The sequence below is a fragment of the Paenibacillus polymyxa genome, from assembly GCF_001719045.1.
Classification (GTDB): domain Bacteria; phylum Bacillota; class Bacilli; order Paenibacillales; family Paenibacillaceae; genus Paenibacillus; species Paenibacillus polymyxa_B.
Genome location: NZ_CP015423.1, coordinates 1,040,280 through 1,059,109 on the forward strand (window position 1 = coordinate 1,040,280; position 18,830 = coordinate 1,059,109).

The following is an 18,830-nucleotide window of genomic DNA, read 5'->3' on the forward strand; positions in this document are numbered from 1 at the left end:
ATTGCAAGGAACATTGTAAAACCGTACAAACAGTGGCCCCAAATACTTTCGCCATGCACTGTTTGTCATAAAATATAGGAATTACTCGTAGGCACCGATGTTCACAGCGGCTCCCTGTACTCTTGGCTTCCCGTCGATATCCAGTGTTCCAATGATGGCACGGTCCGTGTTCCCGGCATCGATCGCAGGTGACGAAGACTGCAAATGGAAGTCGCTGTTCGCGGCATTCACGAATTTAGGATCGGCAAATAGAGAATGCGTATCGTTGCCGGTTCCTGATTTATATGCGGAGAATCCCGTATACTCTTTATTTTTCCAAGTCCAATTGGCCTCTGAGCTGCCGCCTGGAGCAAAATATAAATTATAATCCACAACATTGCCGGAATTTTTGGTGTATCCATTGGAGATCAGCATATCCGTGGAGCTGGCCACGAAAATATTGTTTTTGACCACGTTGTTTCGCGTATCATATTGAACCAAAAGCTGACCGCTTCCGTCGTCAAACGTATCGTTCTTGTATAGTGTATTGTTCACGATCTTGCAGTTTACCGTGGAGCCACGCTCCTCATTGTAACCGCCCATGGCAATGCCGGTCAGTCGGTTGTTATATATCACGTTGCTGCGGACCGTAATATTACTGGTTGCTTTACCGGCGTGCTCAGAGGCAATTTCGACGCCGATATCGTTGTTGTAGCTGTAGTTCTGCTCAATAATGCTGTCCTTGCCTCCATCTACATAAATGCCGCCTGCCGAGTTGTCATCGCTCTTGTAAGATGGGTTATTTTGAACTGAATTATTATACACCCGATTGCCCTTCACCAACCCGTTCCGCGCCTGATCGTAAACGGTATTCGGCGCAGTTCCCTCAAAGCCGATCAAATCAATCCCAATGTTGTCATTATCGTGAATGAGGTTGTTGGTCGCCACAAAGCCATCCACGTTGCCGTTTAAAACGAGCGATTCGCTGGAGCCAAGCACGAGATTGTACAGCTCATTGCCGCTGATCGTAAGGTCGTGAATCGAAGCCGGAGCTTTCGTGCCGTAAACAGCGATACCGTGAGCATCCCGACCCAGCCGATCTTTGCCGGTCGGGGTGACCGTGTTTTTGATGTCATGGATTTTGTTGTTGGACAGATTAATGAAGCCGCCCGAACCGTGGACATAAATACCTACAGGCACCACGTTCTTGGAAGCAGTGGTAAAATTGCGGATTTCAAACCCCTGAACAGTAACGTAATTGACATCGGCCAGTTCGATCAGCCCTTCGTTCCCGCTGACCGAAAGTCCACTGCCTTCAATAATGGCGGTCTCTGTCCCATAGTTGGTGAACACAATGGGACCCTGCGAAGCGGAGCCAGAGCGGGTAATCTTTAATTTCTGCTTGTACACGCCGCCTCGGACGTAAACCGTGCTGCCCGCAGGAGCCACGTCGGCCGCGTGCTGCAACGTCTTCCACGGCGCATCGTTCGTTCCGGCGTTGGAGTCGCTGCCGCTCGTGGCCACATAATATTCTGTACCAGCCGCGGAAGCGGCGGGAGGTTGCACATTTCCGGCCACCAGACCAAGCCCGAAAGCCATGGCTAAACCTACCAGAAACATTTGCCCGAATTTCTTCATGTTCCTCATCCCCCTTTGTTTTTCTTGTAAATTGTACCATAATTCTACTAAATCTGTTTTATGGCATCGGCCATTAGTGCAACCTGATGCGCGATACCAAGGACCGGGAGGTCACCGTAATCGCTGTCGAAAGGAACAAGAAACCCTGCGTTTTAGTAATCGCAGGGTTTCTTGGTGATCTAAGCTGCTCTATAACGTTGCCGCAGCTGCCCTATCGGCAGACTGCGCATGTTCTCACTCCAGACGGACTAATCCTTTACCAGTCGATTAGAAAGCATCAACATGATAAAAGAGAATAAAATGATGACGGCTACCCAGCTCCAGGAGAGTGTCATATTTCCGACCTCGGACGCAGTGTAAATTGCTGTAGGCAGAGTTTGGGTCTGTTCAGGAATATTACCTGCAAGCATCAGCGTAGCGCCAAATTCCCCTAACCCTCGGGCAAATCCGAGAATGTATCCTGAAATGAGCGGTCGATAGGCAAGGGGCATCGTAATGTGGCGAAACACCTGCCATTCGTTGGCACCTTGCGCACGTGCAGCCTGCTCTACCTCCGGGTCTACAGCTTCAAATCCTGCTTTAATCGTACGGTAAGCCAGTGGAAAAGCAACAACTACGGCCGCCACCACTGCAGCTCCCCACGTAAATACAATCGTCTGCTGGAACAGGTTTTCGAAGGCAGTGCCGATCCAGCTTTTCCTTCCCAGCAAGATGAGCAAAATAAAGCCGACAACAGTGGGAGGCAAAACGAGCGGAAGAAGTAGGACGGTCTCGATCACGCTGGTTCCCCTCCGCGGCGTGCAATTCGCCATCATTCGCGCTACCACAGTAGCTAATAAAAAGACGATGATGCTGGCGACGACAGCGACTTTAACAGATACGATAACCGGAGGAAGAAAAGCTGACCAATCCAACGGGACCCCCTCCTTTATCTGTAAATTCTATTTTCCCGTCATTTCTGTAGGGGCTGAAAATCCATCTTTACTGAACACACTCATTGCTTCATCTGTCCGTAGAAAATCAAGAAACTCGCCTGCTTCCTGGCTATGTTTGGTTGCTTTTACAATGCCTTCAGGATACAGGATGGGTGCATGCAATTCCTCGGGCACTTCCAGTGCTATGACCGTTTTATCGGATGATTTGGCATCCGTTAGATAGACGAGTCCTGCATCGGCGTTGCCTGTTTCAACATAATTTAATACCTGTCTTACGTCCTTGGCGAATACCATCTTAGGTTCCAGCTTGTCCCATAGTCCAGCCTTCGTTAACGATTCTTTGGAATACTGTCCGGCGGGAACGGTAGTAGGCTCCCCAACAGCCACTTTCAGGAAAGAAGGACCCATCAAGTCATTGAGCGTAATGCTTTTGTTATCTGTGCTTTTCGCCTTATCTTGCGGAATAACCACAACCAGTTTATTTTGAAGCAGCACGTTATCCTTTTCCACCAATGAAGCATCGGTTAATGCCTTCATTTGCTTCATGCCTGCCGAAATAAATACGTCAGCGGGTGCGCCTTGCTCAATCTGTTTTTGTAATGTACCAGATGAAGCGTAGTTAAAGGTAAGTTTGATATCTGGGTGCTGTTTCTCATACTGGCCTTTGAGCGTATTCAGACTATCTTGAAGACTTGCAGCGGCAGATACAACTAGTTCTGTCTTGGGTGCGGACTGTGCCGATTGTACAGCAGCCGGAGACGAGCAGCCCGCCAGAACCCATGCCAACAATCCAACGAACGTGAATATGTACCCAAATTTCTTTTTCAACTTGTTTTTCCCCTATCCTATAAATTCCAAAATGAGATGACGAAATGTGATAGCGAAAATAAGGAAACATTGTACATCTCATAACGGGTCGAATCTATTGGGTCAACCCAAATATTTGTGATAAATCGATCTCGCCTCGGCAATGTCCTTCGTGCCATGAATTAAGACGCGTCCATCCTGAAAAAGAACGATTCGATGCGTTCCGATAACAACGGATACCAGGTATGGATTATGCTCCACCTTGCCCCCCTGACGGGATAACAAACGTGCCGCTTCATTCAGATCACGTACAGTACCCGGGGCAGGGCGGATTTGAACCGTATCTCGTCCGCACAAGACAGCCGTTTTAGCCTGATGCTCCGATTGTAAAAAAGGAAACACTGGGTGCTCACCACACGTTGGGCAATCGGCTTTCTTCATGGCGCTGATTTGAATCGCCTGATGCTGATTGTTCCACAAGTCGAAAGATATCAGCTTATTTTGCAAAGCCGAATCGTCCCCGGTGAGCAGCTTCAATGCTTCGGCGCTTTGATAAGCGGCCACCATCTGTACAGCCGGGCTAATCACACCGACCGTATCACAGGTCGCACCGCCAAGCGGTACGGTCCCGAGCAGGCAATGCAGGCACGGTGTCTGCCCTGGCACGATGGTAAAGGTTGTCCCATAGCTGCCCACACACGCCCCGTAAATCCAAGGAATTCGGTGCTTGACCGCATAATCGTTCATAAGCAGACGTGTATCGAAATTATCGGTGGCATCTACGATAAGATCCACTCCTGCTGCGATATCGTCGATTTCCTCCAGCGAGACGTCCCGGACTAGCGCACGAATGTCCACGTCCGAATTGATTTGCTGCAATCGCTTCTGCGCGGCCACTGCCTTGGGGATCTGATCACGGGCATCCGCTTCGTCATAGAGCTGTTGGCGCTGCAAATTGCTCCAATCTACATAATCACGGTCTACCAACGTCAGCCGTCCGATGCCCGCTCGCACCAGCATGTCAGCATTGGCAGTGCCCAGTGCGCCGGCCCCCACCATCAGCACGTGCTTACTACGGATATTTTGCTGGCCTGTCGGTCCAATTTTCGAGAATAATTCCTGTCTAGAATAACGGGCATGAGACTTATGCGCATGTGCTTGTGCATCAACTTCTATTTTCTGATTTTTGTCCATTTCTGACATCGTTGATTTACGCCTCCATACTTATCCATTGATAGCTACAAGTTGATCAGACAAGCTAAAAGTTCAAATGTCCTCGCCCTTATTCGAAAGCTTTGGAGTATTTTGAGGGTTCCAGCCACCCAGCTGATGCCCCTTCCATTCTGAGCCGTCCTCCCACACTTCCTTTTTCCAAATCGGTACGATTTGCTTTAACCGTTCAATGGCATGGCGGCTGGCTTCGTAGCAAGTATCGCGGTGTGCAGCAGAGACAGCAATCACCACACTCGTCTCTCCAATTCTTACCGTACCAAGCCGATGTGTAATTGCAGTACGTGTAGAAGGCCAACGCTCTGCAATTTCGTCACCAATCTGCTTCATTGTGTTCATGGCCATCGGGACATACGCCTCATATTCAAGCAGCACCGTTCGTTGACCTTGCGTAAATTCCCGAGTCGTACCATTGAAGGTCAGCGAGGCGCCATGAGAAGGGTCGAGCACCTTTGAGGTTACTTCATCGGCATCAATCAGGTCGTACGTAATGGCAAATAAGCCACATTTTGAAACGACCGTCTCCATCCCGGGTGCTGACTGATGAAGAGCAATTGTATCTGATGGAAGCACAAGTTCATCTGGAGAAGCCAACTTTTTATGATGGGTAAAAAAAGAACCTGGCAGTTGTGAAGTTACTTCCGGGTACAGCTCATTCAGCCTTTTTCGAATGACTGCAATGGTCACCGCTTCCTGTGAAAGTTCTACCGTGATCACATCACCAAGTTGCTCCGCCATACCTGCGAATAGCTGAATACGGTATTGCATATGATCTGCCCCCTTGCACCTATTCTATCGAATTCATTTATTCTATTAATAGAATTTACCCTCCTGAAACCGGAGGAATAATCGCAATCTCATCATGGATACTTACGAGGTCCTCAGGAGCGGCGTAGGCTTGATTTCTGGCAACAAAAGAACCTTGCAACTGGGCTGCTGCTTCAGGGAAACATTCGGATAGCAAGTCTTTTAACGCGGCAACGCTCATCGTTTCTTGATCAGTAGGCACCGTGATTATAGGCCCTCCCATTTGTTCCGCAAGTCCGGCAAATACTTGAATATGATAGTTCATTTAACATCCCCTCCTTTTCAGTACAGTGACTGTCCACCACATATGTACCAAGAAAAACCAACATGAATGAATACCCCGAAAGGTTTTATTCCATGCTGGTTAACTATGACGGTGTACAATGAGGATTTGTATATTATATTTTAGATTCAACCAGTTCATCAATCCGCTCGGTATGCGTATATACATTCAGAGAATGACTGCGTATAAAGCCGACGGTTGTAATTCCCAGATCCTCAGCCAACTCAAGTGCAAGCTCTGTGGGAGCTGACTTGGACAACACAACTTCACAGCCAATCTTTGCAACCTTCAACAAAATTTCAGACGAAATGCGCCCGCTGAATACTATGATTTTGTCTTGTAATACAATATCATGTTTTAGGCAATGCCCATAGATTTTATCCAGCGCATTGTGTCGGCCGATATCTATTCTGGACAGGATTATCCCGTTTTTATCGCACAATGCTGCATTATGAACACCACCAGTCTCTTGAAACGTAAGTGCCGAGCTTTGCATTAAATTCATCAAGCGGAAACAATCGTTAAAAGACAGCGTAACATGGGTGTCATTCATTCTTTTTGCCACTTTGGCATCATTCATAAAATAAAAGCCCTGTCTGCTTTTTCCGCAGCAGGAGGTAATGTACCGTTTGGAATGAAAGTTTTGATAAAACTCATTCATTCGACGGGTTTTAATATGAACAAAACCTTCTTTTTCCTGAACCCAAATATCTTCAATATCATCGTACCGTTGAATGACGCCTTCAGAGGCCAAAAAACCTACTGCCATATCCTCCACATACTCTGGTGTACAAACCATGGTAGCAAATTCCTGCTGATTGATTTTGATGGTCACCGGATGCTCCGTCACCACAGTGTCTTCAAAACGCTTGATCTGACCGTCACGATAACGTAGAATCTCACGTTTTACCTCAGCTGGCTTTTCCATGTGCTCCACTCCCTTGTTTCTGACAGGCGGGCTCTTCGGCTCACCCGCCGATGTGTGACATTTCAATTTTAGACGTTGCTTGCTGTGTATGATTCAGCCGTTCCTCTGAATAGCGGTCGGTACGTTCTCTCCAAACACGCTCAATGTAAGCTCTAATCTCGTCATCAGACTGTTCGGAACGCAGCATCGCGCGAAGCTTGTACCCTTGAGAGGCAAACAGGCACGTGTACAAGGAGCCTTCAGCAGAAATTCTCGCTCGTGTACATGTGGAGCAGAAGGCGTCCGTAACAGACGAAATAATACCGATTTCCCCGTCTCTGTCCTGATACCTGTAGCGCGTCGCCACCTCACCTTTGTACTGGGGCGGAACAGGCTCTAACGGCATATGCTCATGAATGGCTTCGATGATCTGCTGCTTGGAAACGACCTGATCCAATTTCCAGCCATTGGTGTTGCCTACATCCATAAACTCAACAAAACGTAAAATATGCTTTTTCTTTTGGAAATAGTCAGCCATGGGAACAATATCCTGATCGTTAAAGCCCTTTTGCACGACCATATTTATTTTCACCTGCATCCCTGCTTGAGCGGCAGCCTCAATACCATCCAGCACCGCCTTTACACTGCTTCTGCCCCCGTTCATTTGGCGGAACCGATCATCATCGAGCGAATCCAGACTAACCGTCACTCTTTTCAGTCCCGCCTCTCGCAGTGCTACAGCATATTTAGGCAAAAATACGCCGTTTGTCGTCATTGCAATATCTTCAACGCCATCGAGTTGAGTTAACGAATGAATAAGCAAGGACAAATTTTTCCTCAGCAACGGCTCACCACCAGTAATACGCAACTTCGTAACGCCCAGCGAGACAAAAATACGGGAAAGGCGCGTAATTTCCTCAAAGGTCAATATTTTTTCTTTTGGCAAAAACGGATAGTCATGGCCAAATATTTCTTCCGGCATACAATATCGGCACCGAAAATTACATCGGTCTATGACGGATATTCTTAAGTCCCGTAACGGACGATTCCATTGATCGTCGCTCCGGTTCGCCATCCTGTTCACCTCAATCCGTCTTCATTAATAAAACTCTTTACACTCTAAATTGGAACGGTATTTCCATTCATTTTATACTGAACCAAAAAACCGGCATCACAACAACTTCTTCGCTTATGAATATCGAAGAATCTGCTAAATGCCGGTTAATTTATCTACATCAGGATTTTACGAATCCCACTTCATGTGATATAGAAAAATCAAACTAACAAGCGCTGCGACAAATAAAATATACGCGGTCCCCACGCACACTCCATTTACGATTGCTCTGAAATAGATTACATTCCTATTGTTAGCAATCCTGGAACGTTTGTCAATGATTTTTCGATTTCTCAAACGATAATCATTATCAATTGAAAAATTAATAATGTACCGTTGAACTATCTTAAATTTTACGTTATAGTTACACGAGATGACATGCAGAAAATGACATATCTAAGTTATTCAGAAGTTATTGATATACAGACGGTGCGTACTGTTTGTTATTAATACATATTCAAATGGCGGATTGGCCTCCAGGACCTAGAGCTTGGTCACTACTCCACCATAAACACAAGTGCTGGAACACGAGCACTTGTGTTTATGGTGGAGTTTTTTTATTCCTAATTTTTAAATTTAAAATCTGAAAGGAGCCTGAACCGTGACTGATAGTACGATCAAAATTACATTAAACGGACAGGAACTGAAAACGAAGAACAGCGCAACGATTCTTGAAGTGATTAACGAAAACAACATCGCCCATCCCCAGCTGTGTTACGTTCCCGAAGTCGATCCGATCCGCACCTGTGACACATGTATCGTGGAAGTGGACGGAAAACTTATGCGTTCCTGCTCAACACTGGCTTCGGATGGAATGAATATTCATTTACACTCGGATCGCGCGAAAGCAGCTCAAACCGAGGCTATGGACCGATTGCTAGAAAATCATCTCCTCTACTGCACAGTGTGCGATAACAACAACGGTAATTGTACTTTGCATAATACAGCAGAGCTTATGGAGATTGAACATCAAAAATATCCGTATCAACCGAAAGTTGACCCGACAGAAGTAGATATGTCTCATCCCTTCTATCGATATGACCCCAATCAATGTATTGCATGCGGCCAATGCGTAGAGGTATGCCAAAACCTTCAGGTCAATGAAACGTTGTCCCTCGACTGGGAAGCTGAACGCCCTCGCGTCATATGGGATGACAGGGTTGCAATTAACGATTCCTCCTGCGTCAGCTGCGGTCAGTGTGTAACCGTCTGCCCATGCAATGCCTTGATGGAGAAATCTATGCTGGGAGAAGCAGGCTTCATGAGTGGCATGAACAAGGATTTATTAAATCCGATGGTGGATTTAATAAAGGAAGTGGAGCCGGGCTATAGTGGGATTTTTGCTATTTCCGAAGTCGAAGCAGCAATGCGTGAAACCCGTACGAAAAAAACGAAAACCGTCTGTACGTTTTGCGGTGTAGGTTGCAGCTTTGAGGTTTGGACCAAAGGCCGCAAAATTTTGAAGGTACAACCTACCTCTGAGGGACCTGTTAACGGTATCTCGACATGCGTAAAAGGGAAATTTGGCTGGGATTTTGTGAACAGCGATCAGCGTTTGACCTCCCCTTTAATTCGTCAAGGTGACGAATTTGTGGAAGCTACCTGGGAAGAAGCCTTGAGCCTGATGGCCAGCAAAATGGGAGCTATTCAAGAAACTTACGGCGGTGAGGCACTCGGCTTTATTTCTTCGTCCAAATTTACCAATGAAGAAAACTATTTGATGCAGAAGTTGGCTCGTCAGGTCTTCCAAACGAATAACGTCGATAATTGCTCACGGTATTGCCAATCTCCTGCGTCATGGGGGCTGCAATACACCGGAGGCATCGGTGGGGACAGCGGTACAATTAAAGACATTGCCAAAGCAGGTTTGGTCATGCTGGTCGGTTGCGCGCCGGGAGAAGGACATCCAGTGCTGGCTACTCGTATCAAACGTGCGCATAAGCTGCACGGTCAAAAGTTGATCTCGGTCGACCTGCGCAAGCATGAAATGGCAGAACGCGCAGATCTGTTCATTCGTCCGAAGCAAGGTACTGATTATGTATGGTTATCCGCTGTAGCCAAATACATCATTGAGCAAAACTGGCATGATGCAAAATTCATTGAAGAGCATGTAAATTTCTATCCTGAATATTTGAAGTTGCTAGATCGTTTCACCCTGGAATTTGCCGAACAGGAAACTGGTATTTCCAAAAAGACACTGATTCAGGTAGCGACTATGATTCACGAAGCCGACGGCACTGCCATTTGCTGGGGCATGGGTGTGACGCAAAACATCGCAGGCTCTTACACTTCGATTGCAATTGCCAACCTACTGCTGGTGACTGGAAACTTTATGCGTCCGGGTGCAGGCGCATATCCGCTTCGCGGACATAACAATGTTCAGGGTGCTGCCGATATGGGTACAATGCCGGATATTTTCCCGGGCTATCAGCCCGTGACGAACGATGTCGTTCGTGCCAAGTTCGAAGCGGCCTACGGCGTACAAATTCCAGGTCAACGCGGACTAGACAACATTCAGATGCTGGAAGCTATTGAAACAGGTAAGCTCAAAGCGATGTATATCGCTGGAGAAGAGATGGCATGGGTGGATGCCGACTCCAATCATACCCAAGAAATGCTGGCGAATTTGGATTTCCTTGTCGTTCAGGATGTATTTCTGAGCAAAACAGCTGAATTCGCCGATGTCATTTTGCCAGCCGTACCTTCACTCGAAAAAGACGGAACCTTTACGAACACCGAACGTCGTGTCCAGCGTTTATATGAAGCACTCCGCCCTCTAGAAGACAGCAAACCAGATTGGTGGATTTTCAGCCAATTTGCCAAGCACATGGGATTTGATTGGGATTACAGCCATCCAAGTGAAATTTTTGAGGAAATGGCGTCGCTCACTCCATTTTTCTCCCAATGTAATTATGACGTATTGGAAGGCTGGAACAGCTTCCACTGGGGATCGCCGGATGGTAGCAATACACCGCTACTGCACACCAACGGCTTTAACTTTCCGGATAAAAAAGCGCGTTTGGGACTTTTCGAATATGTGCCACCGAAAGAGTACCCCGTTGAATTCGATCTGACCTTAAATAATGGTCGACTGCTCGAACAGTTTCATGAAGGAAATATGACGACCAAATCAGCGGGTATTCAGCTCAAACTTCCAAAAGTATTTGTGGAAGTGTCCCCTGAATTGGCTGAAGAGCGCGGAATCCATAATGGATCGCTGGTTCGATTGGAATCCCCTTATGGTGCGGTCAAGCTACGCGTTCTGGTTACAGACCGGGTGCAGGGAACTGAAATTTATGTGCCGATGCACTCTACCAGCCATGATGGTGCGGTCAATCTGTTAACTGGTGGAGCGTTCGATGTGGTCACCCGTACACCGGCCTATAAACAAGCCAAAGTACGGATGCAAATTTTGGAGGTAGACGGTCAAAATCCACTACCACGTATCAATCCGCGTTACAAAAAGCGTCATCCGCAAAATGGGGTTGAAGTGGACCGTAAGTGGAATCGTCCCGGTTACGTCGATTTAGTGGATCAAAAATAAGGAGGTCAAGCCGTGGCTAAGCCTATTTCAATTGTGAGAAAACGCATTTTGACAGAAGAAGAACGGCAAAAACAATCGCTGGATCAGCTTACTGCTGATCTGGCGGACAATGGGGCGGCATTGCAGAAGACACTTGAAATCGTACGTGAGCTGCACGATAGTGGTCTTCTCGAAGCAGCTCAGTCTATGCTAAAGGCTAAAGAAAGCATCGCCAAAATCGCTGTAGGACAAGCGACGCGTAAGCCTGTGACGAACATCATCAATAATCTCATGGGAGCAGCAGGGATGCTGTCTGAGGTAGACCCCGAGCTGATGAAAAAGCTGGCAAACAGTGTTACTCATGGCCTGAACGAAGCCGATAAACATCTAAAGCAGAATAAAAAGACTCGTCTGCGCGATCTTATGAAGGCGATGAATGATCCAGATGTAAACCGGGCAATGGGATTTGGCATTCATTTTCTCAAAGGAGTGGGAAAAAGTTTGTCTGATAAATAACTCATAGAGCGTGAAGGTGGAAGACTAGTAACAACAGACAATAAAAAGAGCTGGCTCCGAAAACGGGGGCAGCTCTTTTTATTTATTTTTTATCCACCTGCAATAGCGTCACCGTTTTAAGAGAAACGGCATCTTTTATTTGCTCCTCTGCGATGACCTTGAGCTTAAGCAAACTGGCAATCTTCGACGTATCCGGCTTGGAAAACAAGCGCCATAGCTGCGGATCAGGCAGTGAATCATACAGCTTTGTATGATCGTATTCCTTGCGGTGCTGCTGTATAATCTTGACTCGGTAGTTGCCAATTTCCCAATCTGATACTTCCTGCTGTGCACAATGTGCGGTAATGTCATTACGCAAATCAGTCAGTTCACCTTCAATTTCTTTTTGCTTTTGCTTTAACTGGTAGTAGCGACGCACCTTGTTTTCCAATCCCATCACGCTCCTCTGCTTACATATGTATGTTTGCAGAAGCGTTTTAGGACAAGTTTTGTAATGTTAGGATTGAAGGTATAAATACAAAAGCATTTCCCGGGTAATGGAAAGGTCCTAAGTCGAGCCATCATCATCCAAACTTTATTTAGGCACATTCACACCTGGTTTTACAGGCCCTGCTCCTTGTGATTTCCCCTTACGCTTCATATAATTGGCCCAGTATGCCGTCAGAATAGGTACTAAAATCGAGGTCACAATGACCGAAGCAGCAACTAAGGCCGTTGCAGATTGCGCTACAGGCAGGAACTCAGGTTTGATGTTAGCCACAATGACTGGATTGGCTACTGCTGCACCTGCTGTACTGGAGGCTGCAATTCCTGCTGTTCCGTTGCCACCACCGATATATTTGTCCGACAAAATCAGTGGAATACCTGTAACGATAATGACAAAAATACCTAATAAAATACCAAGCATACCTGTCTGGACAATGACACTCAGGTCAATGGAACAACCCAGTGCAAAACCGAAAAATGGAATCAAAGCTTGCGTTGCGTTCCCAAAATATTTTCGGAAATCATGATCCAGATTGCCCAGCATAAAGCCGACCAAAAATGGTAATACCGCCCCCACAAAGGTCTGCGATTCAAAAACGGCCAGCCCGGTGCTACCCAAAATAATCATGGTCACCAACGGACCCGATTCCAGTGACATCAGTACAAATGCTCCTGCCTCTTCCTTGGAGCCATACTGCTGCATAATAGAGGCGTATAACCCGCCGTTCGTCATATCCATAGCTGAGATCAGCGCAAGCACCGACAAACCTGCAAATAGCCCACTTTCTATACCACTAACAGGCAGCAATCTGGATGCAATGATCGCCACTACCCACGCGACCGCGATTTTAGTCAACACGAGCGTTCCTGATTTACGCAATACAGTACCCGTCGCTCGCACATCTATAGAAGCACCCATACAAAAAAACCACACTGCCAAGATGGGTACCGTACCTGTCATCAGCCCCTTGGTAAAAGATCCAAAATAGTCGCCTGCCCATGGAGTAAATGTATGAAAAAGCGCGCCAATAAACAGCGGCACCAGCATAATGCCCCCTGGAATTTTATCAATGTTTTGTTTGATTTTCATAACTTCGTTCAACCCTTTCGTTTTTGCCAATGCAAAAACAAGGCCGTGTTACTTGCGGCTCAAGCCGAGCTCGGGAATCAGTCTCGCGAAGGTATCGTGACTCTCTTTCAGTTGCCGCGCGAATGCCTCTGCATCCTGTACACGCAATCCCAACCCATGCTTACGCATTTCCTCCCTGAATTCCTCGTCTTTCGTCCCCTTGATCAGTGCATCCGTCAGCGTTTGAGCAACTTCATCCGGTGTATCCTTGGGTACAGCCAGCCCTCTCCAAGTGCCGATAAAATGTACACGCAGCCCAGTGGATTGCTGTAGTGTCGGCACTTTTGGAAACGCTTCCGAAATAGTGTCTGCCTGGATCGCCAGTATGCGAAGTTTCCCTTCGTCCACGTATTTCTTCACTTCTGCGGGACTGACGGGTACAGCATCCACAAATCCGCTCATTAAAGCGGAGACGGCTGGGCCTGCTCCCTCATAAGGGATATGGGTAAAGCGAACTCCGCTTTTCTGCTCCAGCATCGCGGCAGCAAGGTGCCATATGCTCCCTGTGCCTGCATTCCCCATTTTGAGCTTACCGGGATGGGCCCCAGCATCCTCCAGAAATGCCTCCGCTGTCTTCCATGGTGCATCCGCCCGGACCGTAATGGCGGAAGGGTCCATATTGGTTTGAAGCAGCGGCTTAAATCGCTCATAGGTGAGCGGTAGCAGTCCCAAATGAGGCAACGTAGTCAGCTCAGCGACCAGATACGTTACGGTATAACCGTCCGCCTGCGCCTCAGCCCCTTCCATTAGCCCGACAGAACCGCCTCCTCCCGTTCGATTAACGACGATGATCGGCTGACCGAGATGCTTTTCGGCGGCTTTCGCCAACGCTCTCGCGGTAATATCTGTACCGCCGCCGGCTGCGTAAGGAACGACGAGTGTTATTGGCTTCGTAGGAAATATACGGCTGTGATCCTGCAAGGTGCGGTGATCCACATATTCACTGATACTCAAGGCAGAAAGCATAGCTACTCCCGCCGCAACCAGCACATATTTTTGCCATGGCTTTTTCTTCATTACGTTTCCTCTTCTCCAAAAATGAACTGGGCCCGTCATGCGCCCGTTTTCACCTCCAACGTTTTTGGTCTTGTTGTTTGCGTTTACATGAAGTCAATGTACCGCAACGTGGAGGGCTACAGCTATCGCTTAATCTTCGTATTTATCTTCTATTTCGCCAAAGTATCGACCTTTTGACCGATCTGCATATTCATTGGAAGATCTGCTGATTTGTCTGAATTTCCCTGGGGTCACTTGTTTGTGCTTGCGGAATACCCGGATAAAGCTGTTCTCATTTCGGTATCCGACCTGTTCTGCAATTTCACCGATTTTCAAATGGGTTTCACATAGTAATGTGCATGCCTTTTTTACGCGTAGTCCAGTCAAATAATCGTAAACGGTGGTCCCCGTTTCTTCCTTGAACATGCTACTCACCGAGGACACGCTCATGTGAACATGATCCGCAATTTCCTGAAGCCCGATGTTCAAATGTAAATGATGCTCCATATACTCGATCATCTCTTGTACACGCACAAAATCTTTGGACTGGATGCGTCCATTCCATTTTTCTTCAATATCAGTCAACATAATGACCAGCAATACCTCCATGTCATGAAGGTCTAGCGTCAGAATCTGATTCCAGTGGTAATCAGCAAGCTGATCCGGCGGCGTCACACTCTGAGTGGCACACCATTTTAGCAAATCTTCCAGCAATTCATGAACAAACAAGTAGACCTGGGCTGGGGATGTTCTGTGAAGTCGAAGTTCTTCTACCCAGTGGCTGATTAGCTTTACACTTGCACCAGGTTCCTGTGACTCCAGGGCACGAATCATTTCCACACGCCGATTGTCCAGCAATGTTGAATCCTGAATCTGCTCCTTTGACTGTTCATCCACCGTATTATCCTTTTTCACACTTATACTGCTGTCTATATTCGTATATGAACGTCCATACCCCTCATACAAACGCAAATTAAGGGCCTCTTTTCCTTTTATAAAAGACGCCCGTGCCTCTCGAATATCCGCGACCATATGACCAATCCCTATAGAAATAGTCAAAGGAAGATACTCACCGACAACCTGAATCAGCCTATCCACGTTTTTGTGAAGCAAAATGCTCTCTTGGAGGTCAGTCTCTGTACCAACTTCATTCGAACTCTCGCTGAACTGTAACAGCACAATAAAACCACTTTCCTCCTCCGGCGAGCATACTACTTTCCAGTGAGGTTCGAGCATCTCTAGCAAAATATTGTTCAGCGCATACTTGAGCAGCATTTTATCTTCTTCTGGAAAGCTTGCGGCCCACGCAGAATACCGGTCAATGGACACGATCATGACAAACAAAGAATGGCCGTCCCAATCGGAAAAATACTGTTCCCATTTCATACGCATTTCCTGTATGCCCATTCTACGCTGGATGACATCTTCCATATATTTGGAACGCAGCTCCGGCAGGCTTCGCTCTACCACCAATGATTTGCGGTGAAACTCTCCAACCAGTTTGCTAATCACAGGTTCCAGGTCATACAATCCTCCCTGGCGCGTTCCCTTATTGCCCGAATTCAATAGGCTATTAATTTTTTTCATGGGACGAAAAGCTGCATAATTATAATAGTAAACTGCTGAGCACCCAGCCAGTATGGAGATAAAGGCCAGCCACAGCATCATATTGCGCGCCAGCTTTACATTTTTCAGCAGCTTGTCCATCGGAACGAGCGATACTAGACGCCAGCCCGTTACATCAGAAAAGGTTTGGTTCGCCATATATTCCATGTCCCCTATCTCCACATAAGCATAGGGACTCACATCCAGTTCTTTTAAAATCCTGCCCATATCATTTAAGGGTAAGGACGATCTCAGCTTGGGATAGATCAACTCGCCCTCCAGATCGTACACGTATTGCGAGTTGGATAAATGAATATAGAGTTTGGAGAAAAAACGGTCATAATCCAGATTGATTAGCACCGCACCCATGACCTGACCATTCTCTACTATGGGCCTGGCCAGCGAAAGTAGCTCTACCGCCCCCTGCTCACGATCGGTGCCGTACCATCGCCGCTTAATCAACAACGGCTTTTTTTGAATGTCCTGAATCCAGGGAACCCATGTGGTATCCGGTGCCTGCTTCCAATCAGGCCTGTAACCATAATTGCTGGATACGAGAGCATGATTGTCCAAAGAAATAACTTCAACCGAGTAAATTTCTTCGTGCGAAGAAAGGGTTTTCAAGTATTTGTGAAGCCGATCTATGACGGAGGCCTTGTCTTCCAGCGATTCCCCATCCGTTTGGACACGTACAAAGGCCTCTACGTCTGGATGATATGCTGCGTCCAGCGCCTTGTTATCAGACTCACGAAAAGCCCGATTGGTCACATCCAGATTGATTTGCAACAATTCTATATTGGGTGTGTTCAGCTCGGTATCCAAACCTTCACGGTATCGTGAATACGATAGCAAGCCGATCACGCTAATTACAAGCGACACGCACAAAGTGAGCAGTAGAATCAATCTTGTCTGTTTATTTTTCAGTATCAATCGAAGCTTAAGTCGCAACATTCCCGTAACTTCATCCTTCCGGACTTGGTTGTCCATCTTCCTCTTGCCAATATACGTGGTGACATATTCTCCCTAAATCTATTTGACGTAAGAGTTGGAATTCCCTGCCTATGTATATCAAACTTAATATAAGGATTCATATAAAAAAGAAGAAGCCTCCCTGTACTGTACAAGGTAGAACTCCTTCTTTGACACTGCTTGTATCATTATTCAGCAAAAACAGATACTCGCTGCACAGGTTTTAGCTTGTCTATTCCACCTGAAAACGATCCAGCTCCCGCTGCATCTCTTCGCGAATCTGACGAAGCTCTTTTACCTTCTCAGCCGATTCCTCAAATGAACGCTTCTGCTCCACCGTGGAAGCCGTAATCTCTTCACTGCCTGCGGCGGACTGCTGAGTGATTGCGCTGATATTTTCAATAGCTTGCTGCACCTGTACGCTCAGTTCTCGCGATACATTCATGTCCGTTGATAACTTGCTGACTTGGCTGGCAATTTGCTGCACTTTACCACTAATCTCTGTAAACGATTCTCCAGTCGAGGAGGTTGCCTTCTCCTGCTCACGGAACAGTTCCTGACTTTGCGCCACAGAAGTCTTCACCTTATCCATAGCCTGCGTGATACTGTCAACAGCAGTATAAATTTTCTTTACAGCAGACTCTGATTGATTCGCCAGCTTTTTCACTTCATTGGCAACAACAGCAAAACCTTTTCCTGCTTCACCTGCACGTGCAGCCTCAATAGAAGCATTCAAAGACAACAGCGATGTTTGGCTGGCAATTTCGGATACGTATCCAGTCATGGTTGTAATCTCGGCTGCATTAGCCTCCAGCTCCTTGACCGTCTGCTCCACTTCGGACATGGCTGAACGATTTTCTGCAACGATACGCAGTTGATCGCTCATGACCCGTGTCCCCTGCTCAATGACACGCAAAGCATCCTCACTATACGCGGTCGATTGTGTGGTCTCCAGTAGATTCGATTCAAACTTCTGCTGCATCTCGTCCACAACGCCAACTGTCGACGACAGATCCTCAGCAATTTTCTGACTGCCTATTGCCAGTTCCTCTGTTGACGTGCTGACTTGTGTCACAATTTCCTTCATGGCCTCATTATGCTGATCAATATCCCGAGCCATCAGATCGACACGATTACCCGCCTGATCAATGGAGAGTACAATGCTGCGCAAGTTCCCGATCATCACCCGGAAAGATTCATTGAGCTCGTCTAGCTCATCGCGTCCCTTGGTTTGGGCAAGCTGCACTGTCAGATTCCCCTCAGCAATTTGCTTTGCGGCATCCGTTAATTTGCGTGTTCTAAGGGCAAGCTGCCTGGATGTATATGTATTATATAGCCCAACTGCCACCAGAAGTATAACTGCACCTGCCAAGGCCAATTGCCATGTAAAACGAATGCTCTTGGTCAAATCTTCTGTGTATTGGTCATAACGTGCTTTGGTCAGCAGATCCAGCATAAATACATCGTTCTGAATCCCTTGGGCACGCATGGCCTCCCGCTTGGACTCCGGGCTGTTTTGGGTACTCATGGCTTTCTCCGTTGCTACTTTCAATTGGCTGAATTTTGTTTTAATCGTATTCAGTCGCTTTTGCTGCGCTTCGGTTTGCATCATGCCCTGTGAAAGCAAAGCAATCGTCTTTTCAGACTGAGTCAGTTGATTTTGCACATCGGCTTTGTTGCTCTCCGTCATGGAAGCTGAATAATTTTGCAGTGCCTGCCCTGACTGAATCAAATAGGCATTGAGCTGCTGTACATTCAACATAGCCGGAACCAGATTGCTACTTTGCGAGTTAATACGAATTAATTCAAAAATGATATAAGCCACTAAAGCCAGGCAAGCGATCAAGGAAATCATCGCGTTCAGAACCAGTTTACCTTGCAGTTTCATCAGCTTTCATCCTCCGTT

At 46.9% G+C, this 18,830-nt stretch carries 15 protein-coding genes; 2 read left to right on the top strand and 13 right to left on the bottom strand.

The window, feature by feature from the left end; translation table 11 throughout:
• Positions 1-81 precede the first annotated feature (81 nt).
• The 8 genes from AOU00_RS04655 to moaA form a co-directional block, all read right to left on the bottom strand.
• Positions 82-1,617 (bottom strand): choice-of-anchor Q domain-containing protein, encoded by a 1,536-nt coding sequence (locus tag AOU00_RS04655; RefSeq protein ID WP_069290048.1) that lies wholly within the window; start codon positions 1,615-1,617, stop codon positions 82-84.
• A gap of 248 nt (positions 1,618-1,865) precedes the next feature.
• The gene (gene modB / locus AOU00_RS04660; protein WP_061829725.1) at positions 1,866-2,531 is read right to left on the bottom strand and encodes a molybdate ABC transporter permease subunit; all 666 of its coding nucleotides are present in this window, start codon (positions 2,529-2,531) and stop codon (positions 1,866-1,868) included.
• A gap of 27 nt (positions 2,532-2,558) precedes the next feature.
• Positions 2,559-3,380: a molybdate ABC transporter substrate-binding protein gene (gene modA / locus AOU00_RS04665; protein ID WP_061829723.1), complete on the bottom strand. Its 822-nt coding sequence runs from the start codon at positions 3,378-3,380 to the stop codon at positions 2,559-2,561.
• A gap of 102 nt (positions 3,381-3,482) precedes the next feature.
• Positions 3,483-4,562: a thiazole biosynthesis adenylyltransferase ThiF gene (locus tag AOU00_RS04670; protein WP_172828263.1), complete on the bottom strand. Its 1,080-nt coding sequence runs from the start codon at positions 4,560-4,562 to the stop codon at positions 3,483-3,485.
• 63 nt (positions 4,563-4,625) lie between these two features.
• Complete coding sequence (locus AOU00_RS04675; protein ID WP_069290049.1) at positions 4,626-5,357, bottom strand: molybdenum cofactor biosynthesis protein MoaE; 732 nt, start codon at positions 5,355-5,357, stop codon at positions 4,626-4,628.
• A 55-nt stretch (positions 5,358-5,412) separates the two neighbouring features.
• Positions 5,413-5,661 (bottom strand): MoaD/ThiS family protein, encoded by a 249-nt coding sequence (locus AOU00_RS04680; protein WP_061829719.1) that lies wholly within the window; start codon positions 5,659-5,661, stop codon positions 5,413-5,415.
• A 133-nt stretch (positions 5,662-5,794) separates the two neighbouring features.
• On the bottom strand, positions 5,795-6,607 hold the full coding sequence (gene fdhD, locus AOU00_RS04685) for a formate dehydrogenase accessory sulfurtransferase FdhD (protein ID WP_069290050.1): 813 nt from the start codon (positions 6,605-6,607) through the stop codon (positions 5,795-5,797).
• A gap of 40 nt (positions 6,608-6,647) precedes the next feature.
• A complete protein-coding gene (gene moaA / locus AOU00_RS04690; protein ID WP_069290051.1) occupies positions 6,648-7,661 on the bottom strand; it encodes a GTP 3',8-cyclase MoaA in 1,014 nt (337 codons plus the stop codon).
• A gap of 640 nt (positions 7,662-8,301) precedes the next feature.
• Here moaA and fdhF point away from each other — a divergent pair.
• Together fdhF and AOU00_RS04700 are read left to right on the top strand one after the other, a co-directional pair.
• A complete protein-coding gene (fdhF, locus tag AOU00_RS04695) occupies positions 8,302-11,244 on the top strand; it encodes a formate dehydrogenase subunit alpha (RefSeq protein WP_069290052.1) in 2,943 nt (980 codons plus the stop codon).
• Positions 11,245-11,256: 12 nt separating this feature from the next.
• Entirely contained in the window at positions 11,257-11,739 is a 483-nt protein-coding gene (locus AOU00_RS04700; protein ID WP_069290053.1) for a helical membrane plugin domain-containing protein, read from the top strand.
• A gap of 82 nt (positions 11,740-11,821) precedes the next feature.
• On the opposite strand, the gene AOU00_RS04705 is transcribed toward AOU00_RS04700, so the two are convergent.
• The 5 genes from AOU00_RS04705 to AOU00_RS04725 all read right to left on the bottom strand — a co-directional run bounded on the left by AOU00_RS04705 (position 11,822) and on the right by AOU00_RS04725 (position 18,812).
• A complete protein-coding gene (locus AOU00_RS04705; RefSeq protein ID WP_013311244.1) occupies positions 11,822-12,175 on the bottom strand; it encodes a hypothetical protein in 354 nt (117 codons plus the stop codon).
• A gap of 138 nt (positions 12,176-12,313) precedes the next feature.
• On the bottom strand, positions 12,314-13,315 hold the full coding sequence (kdgT, locus tag AOU00_RS04710; RefSeq protein WP_069290054.1) for a 2-keto-3-deoxygluconate transporter: 1,002 nt from the start codon (positions 13,313-13,315) through the stop codon (positions 12,314-12,316).
• A gap of 48 nt (positions 13,316-13,363) precedes the next feature.
• On the bottom strand, positions 13,364-14,371 hold the full coding sequence (locus AOU00_RS04715; protein WP_069290055.1) for a tripartite tricarboxylate transporter substrate binding protein: 1,008 nt from the start codon (positions 14,369-14,371) through the stop codon (positions 13,364-13,366).
• Between the two features lie 129 nt (positions 14,372-14,500).
• Entirely contained in the window at positions 14,501-16,942 is a 2,442-nt protein-coding gene (locus AOU00_RS04720) for an AraC family transcriptional regulator (protein WP_081330678.1), read from the bottom strand.
• Between the two features lie 214 nt (positions 16,943-17,156).
• Positions 17,157-18,812, bottom strand: a complete 1,656-nt coding sequence (locus AOU00_RS04725; protein ID WP_061829704.1) for a methyl-accepting chemotaxis protein — start codon at positions 18,810-18,812, stop codon at positions 17,157-17,159.
• Between the last annotated feature and the right edge of the window lie 18 nt (positions 18,813-18,830).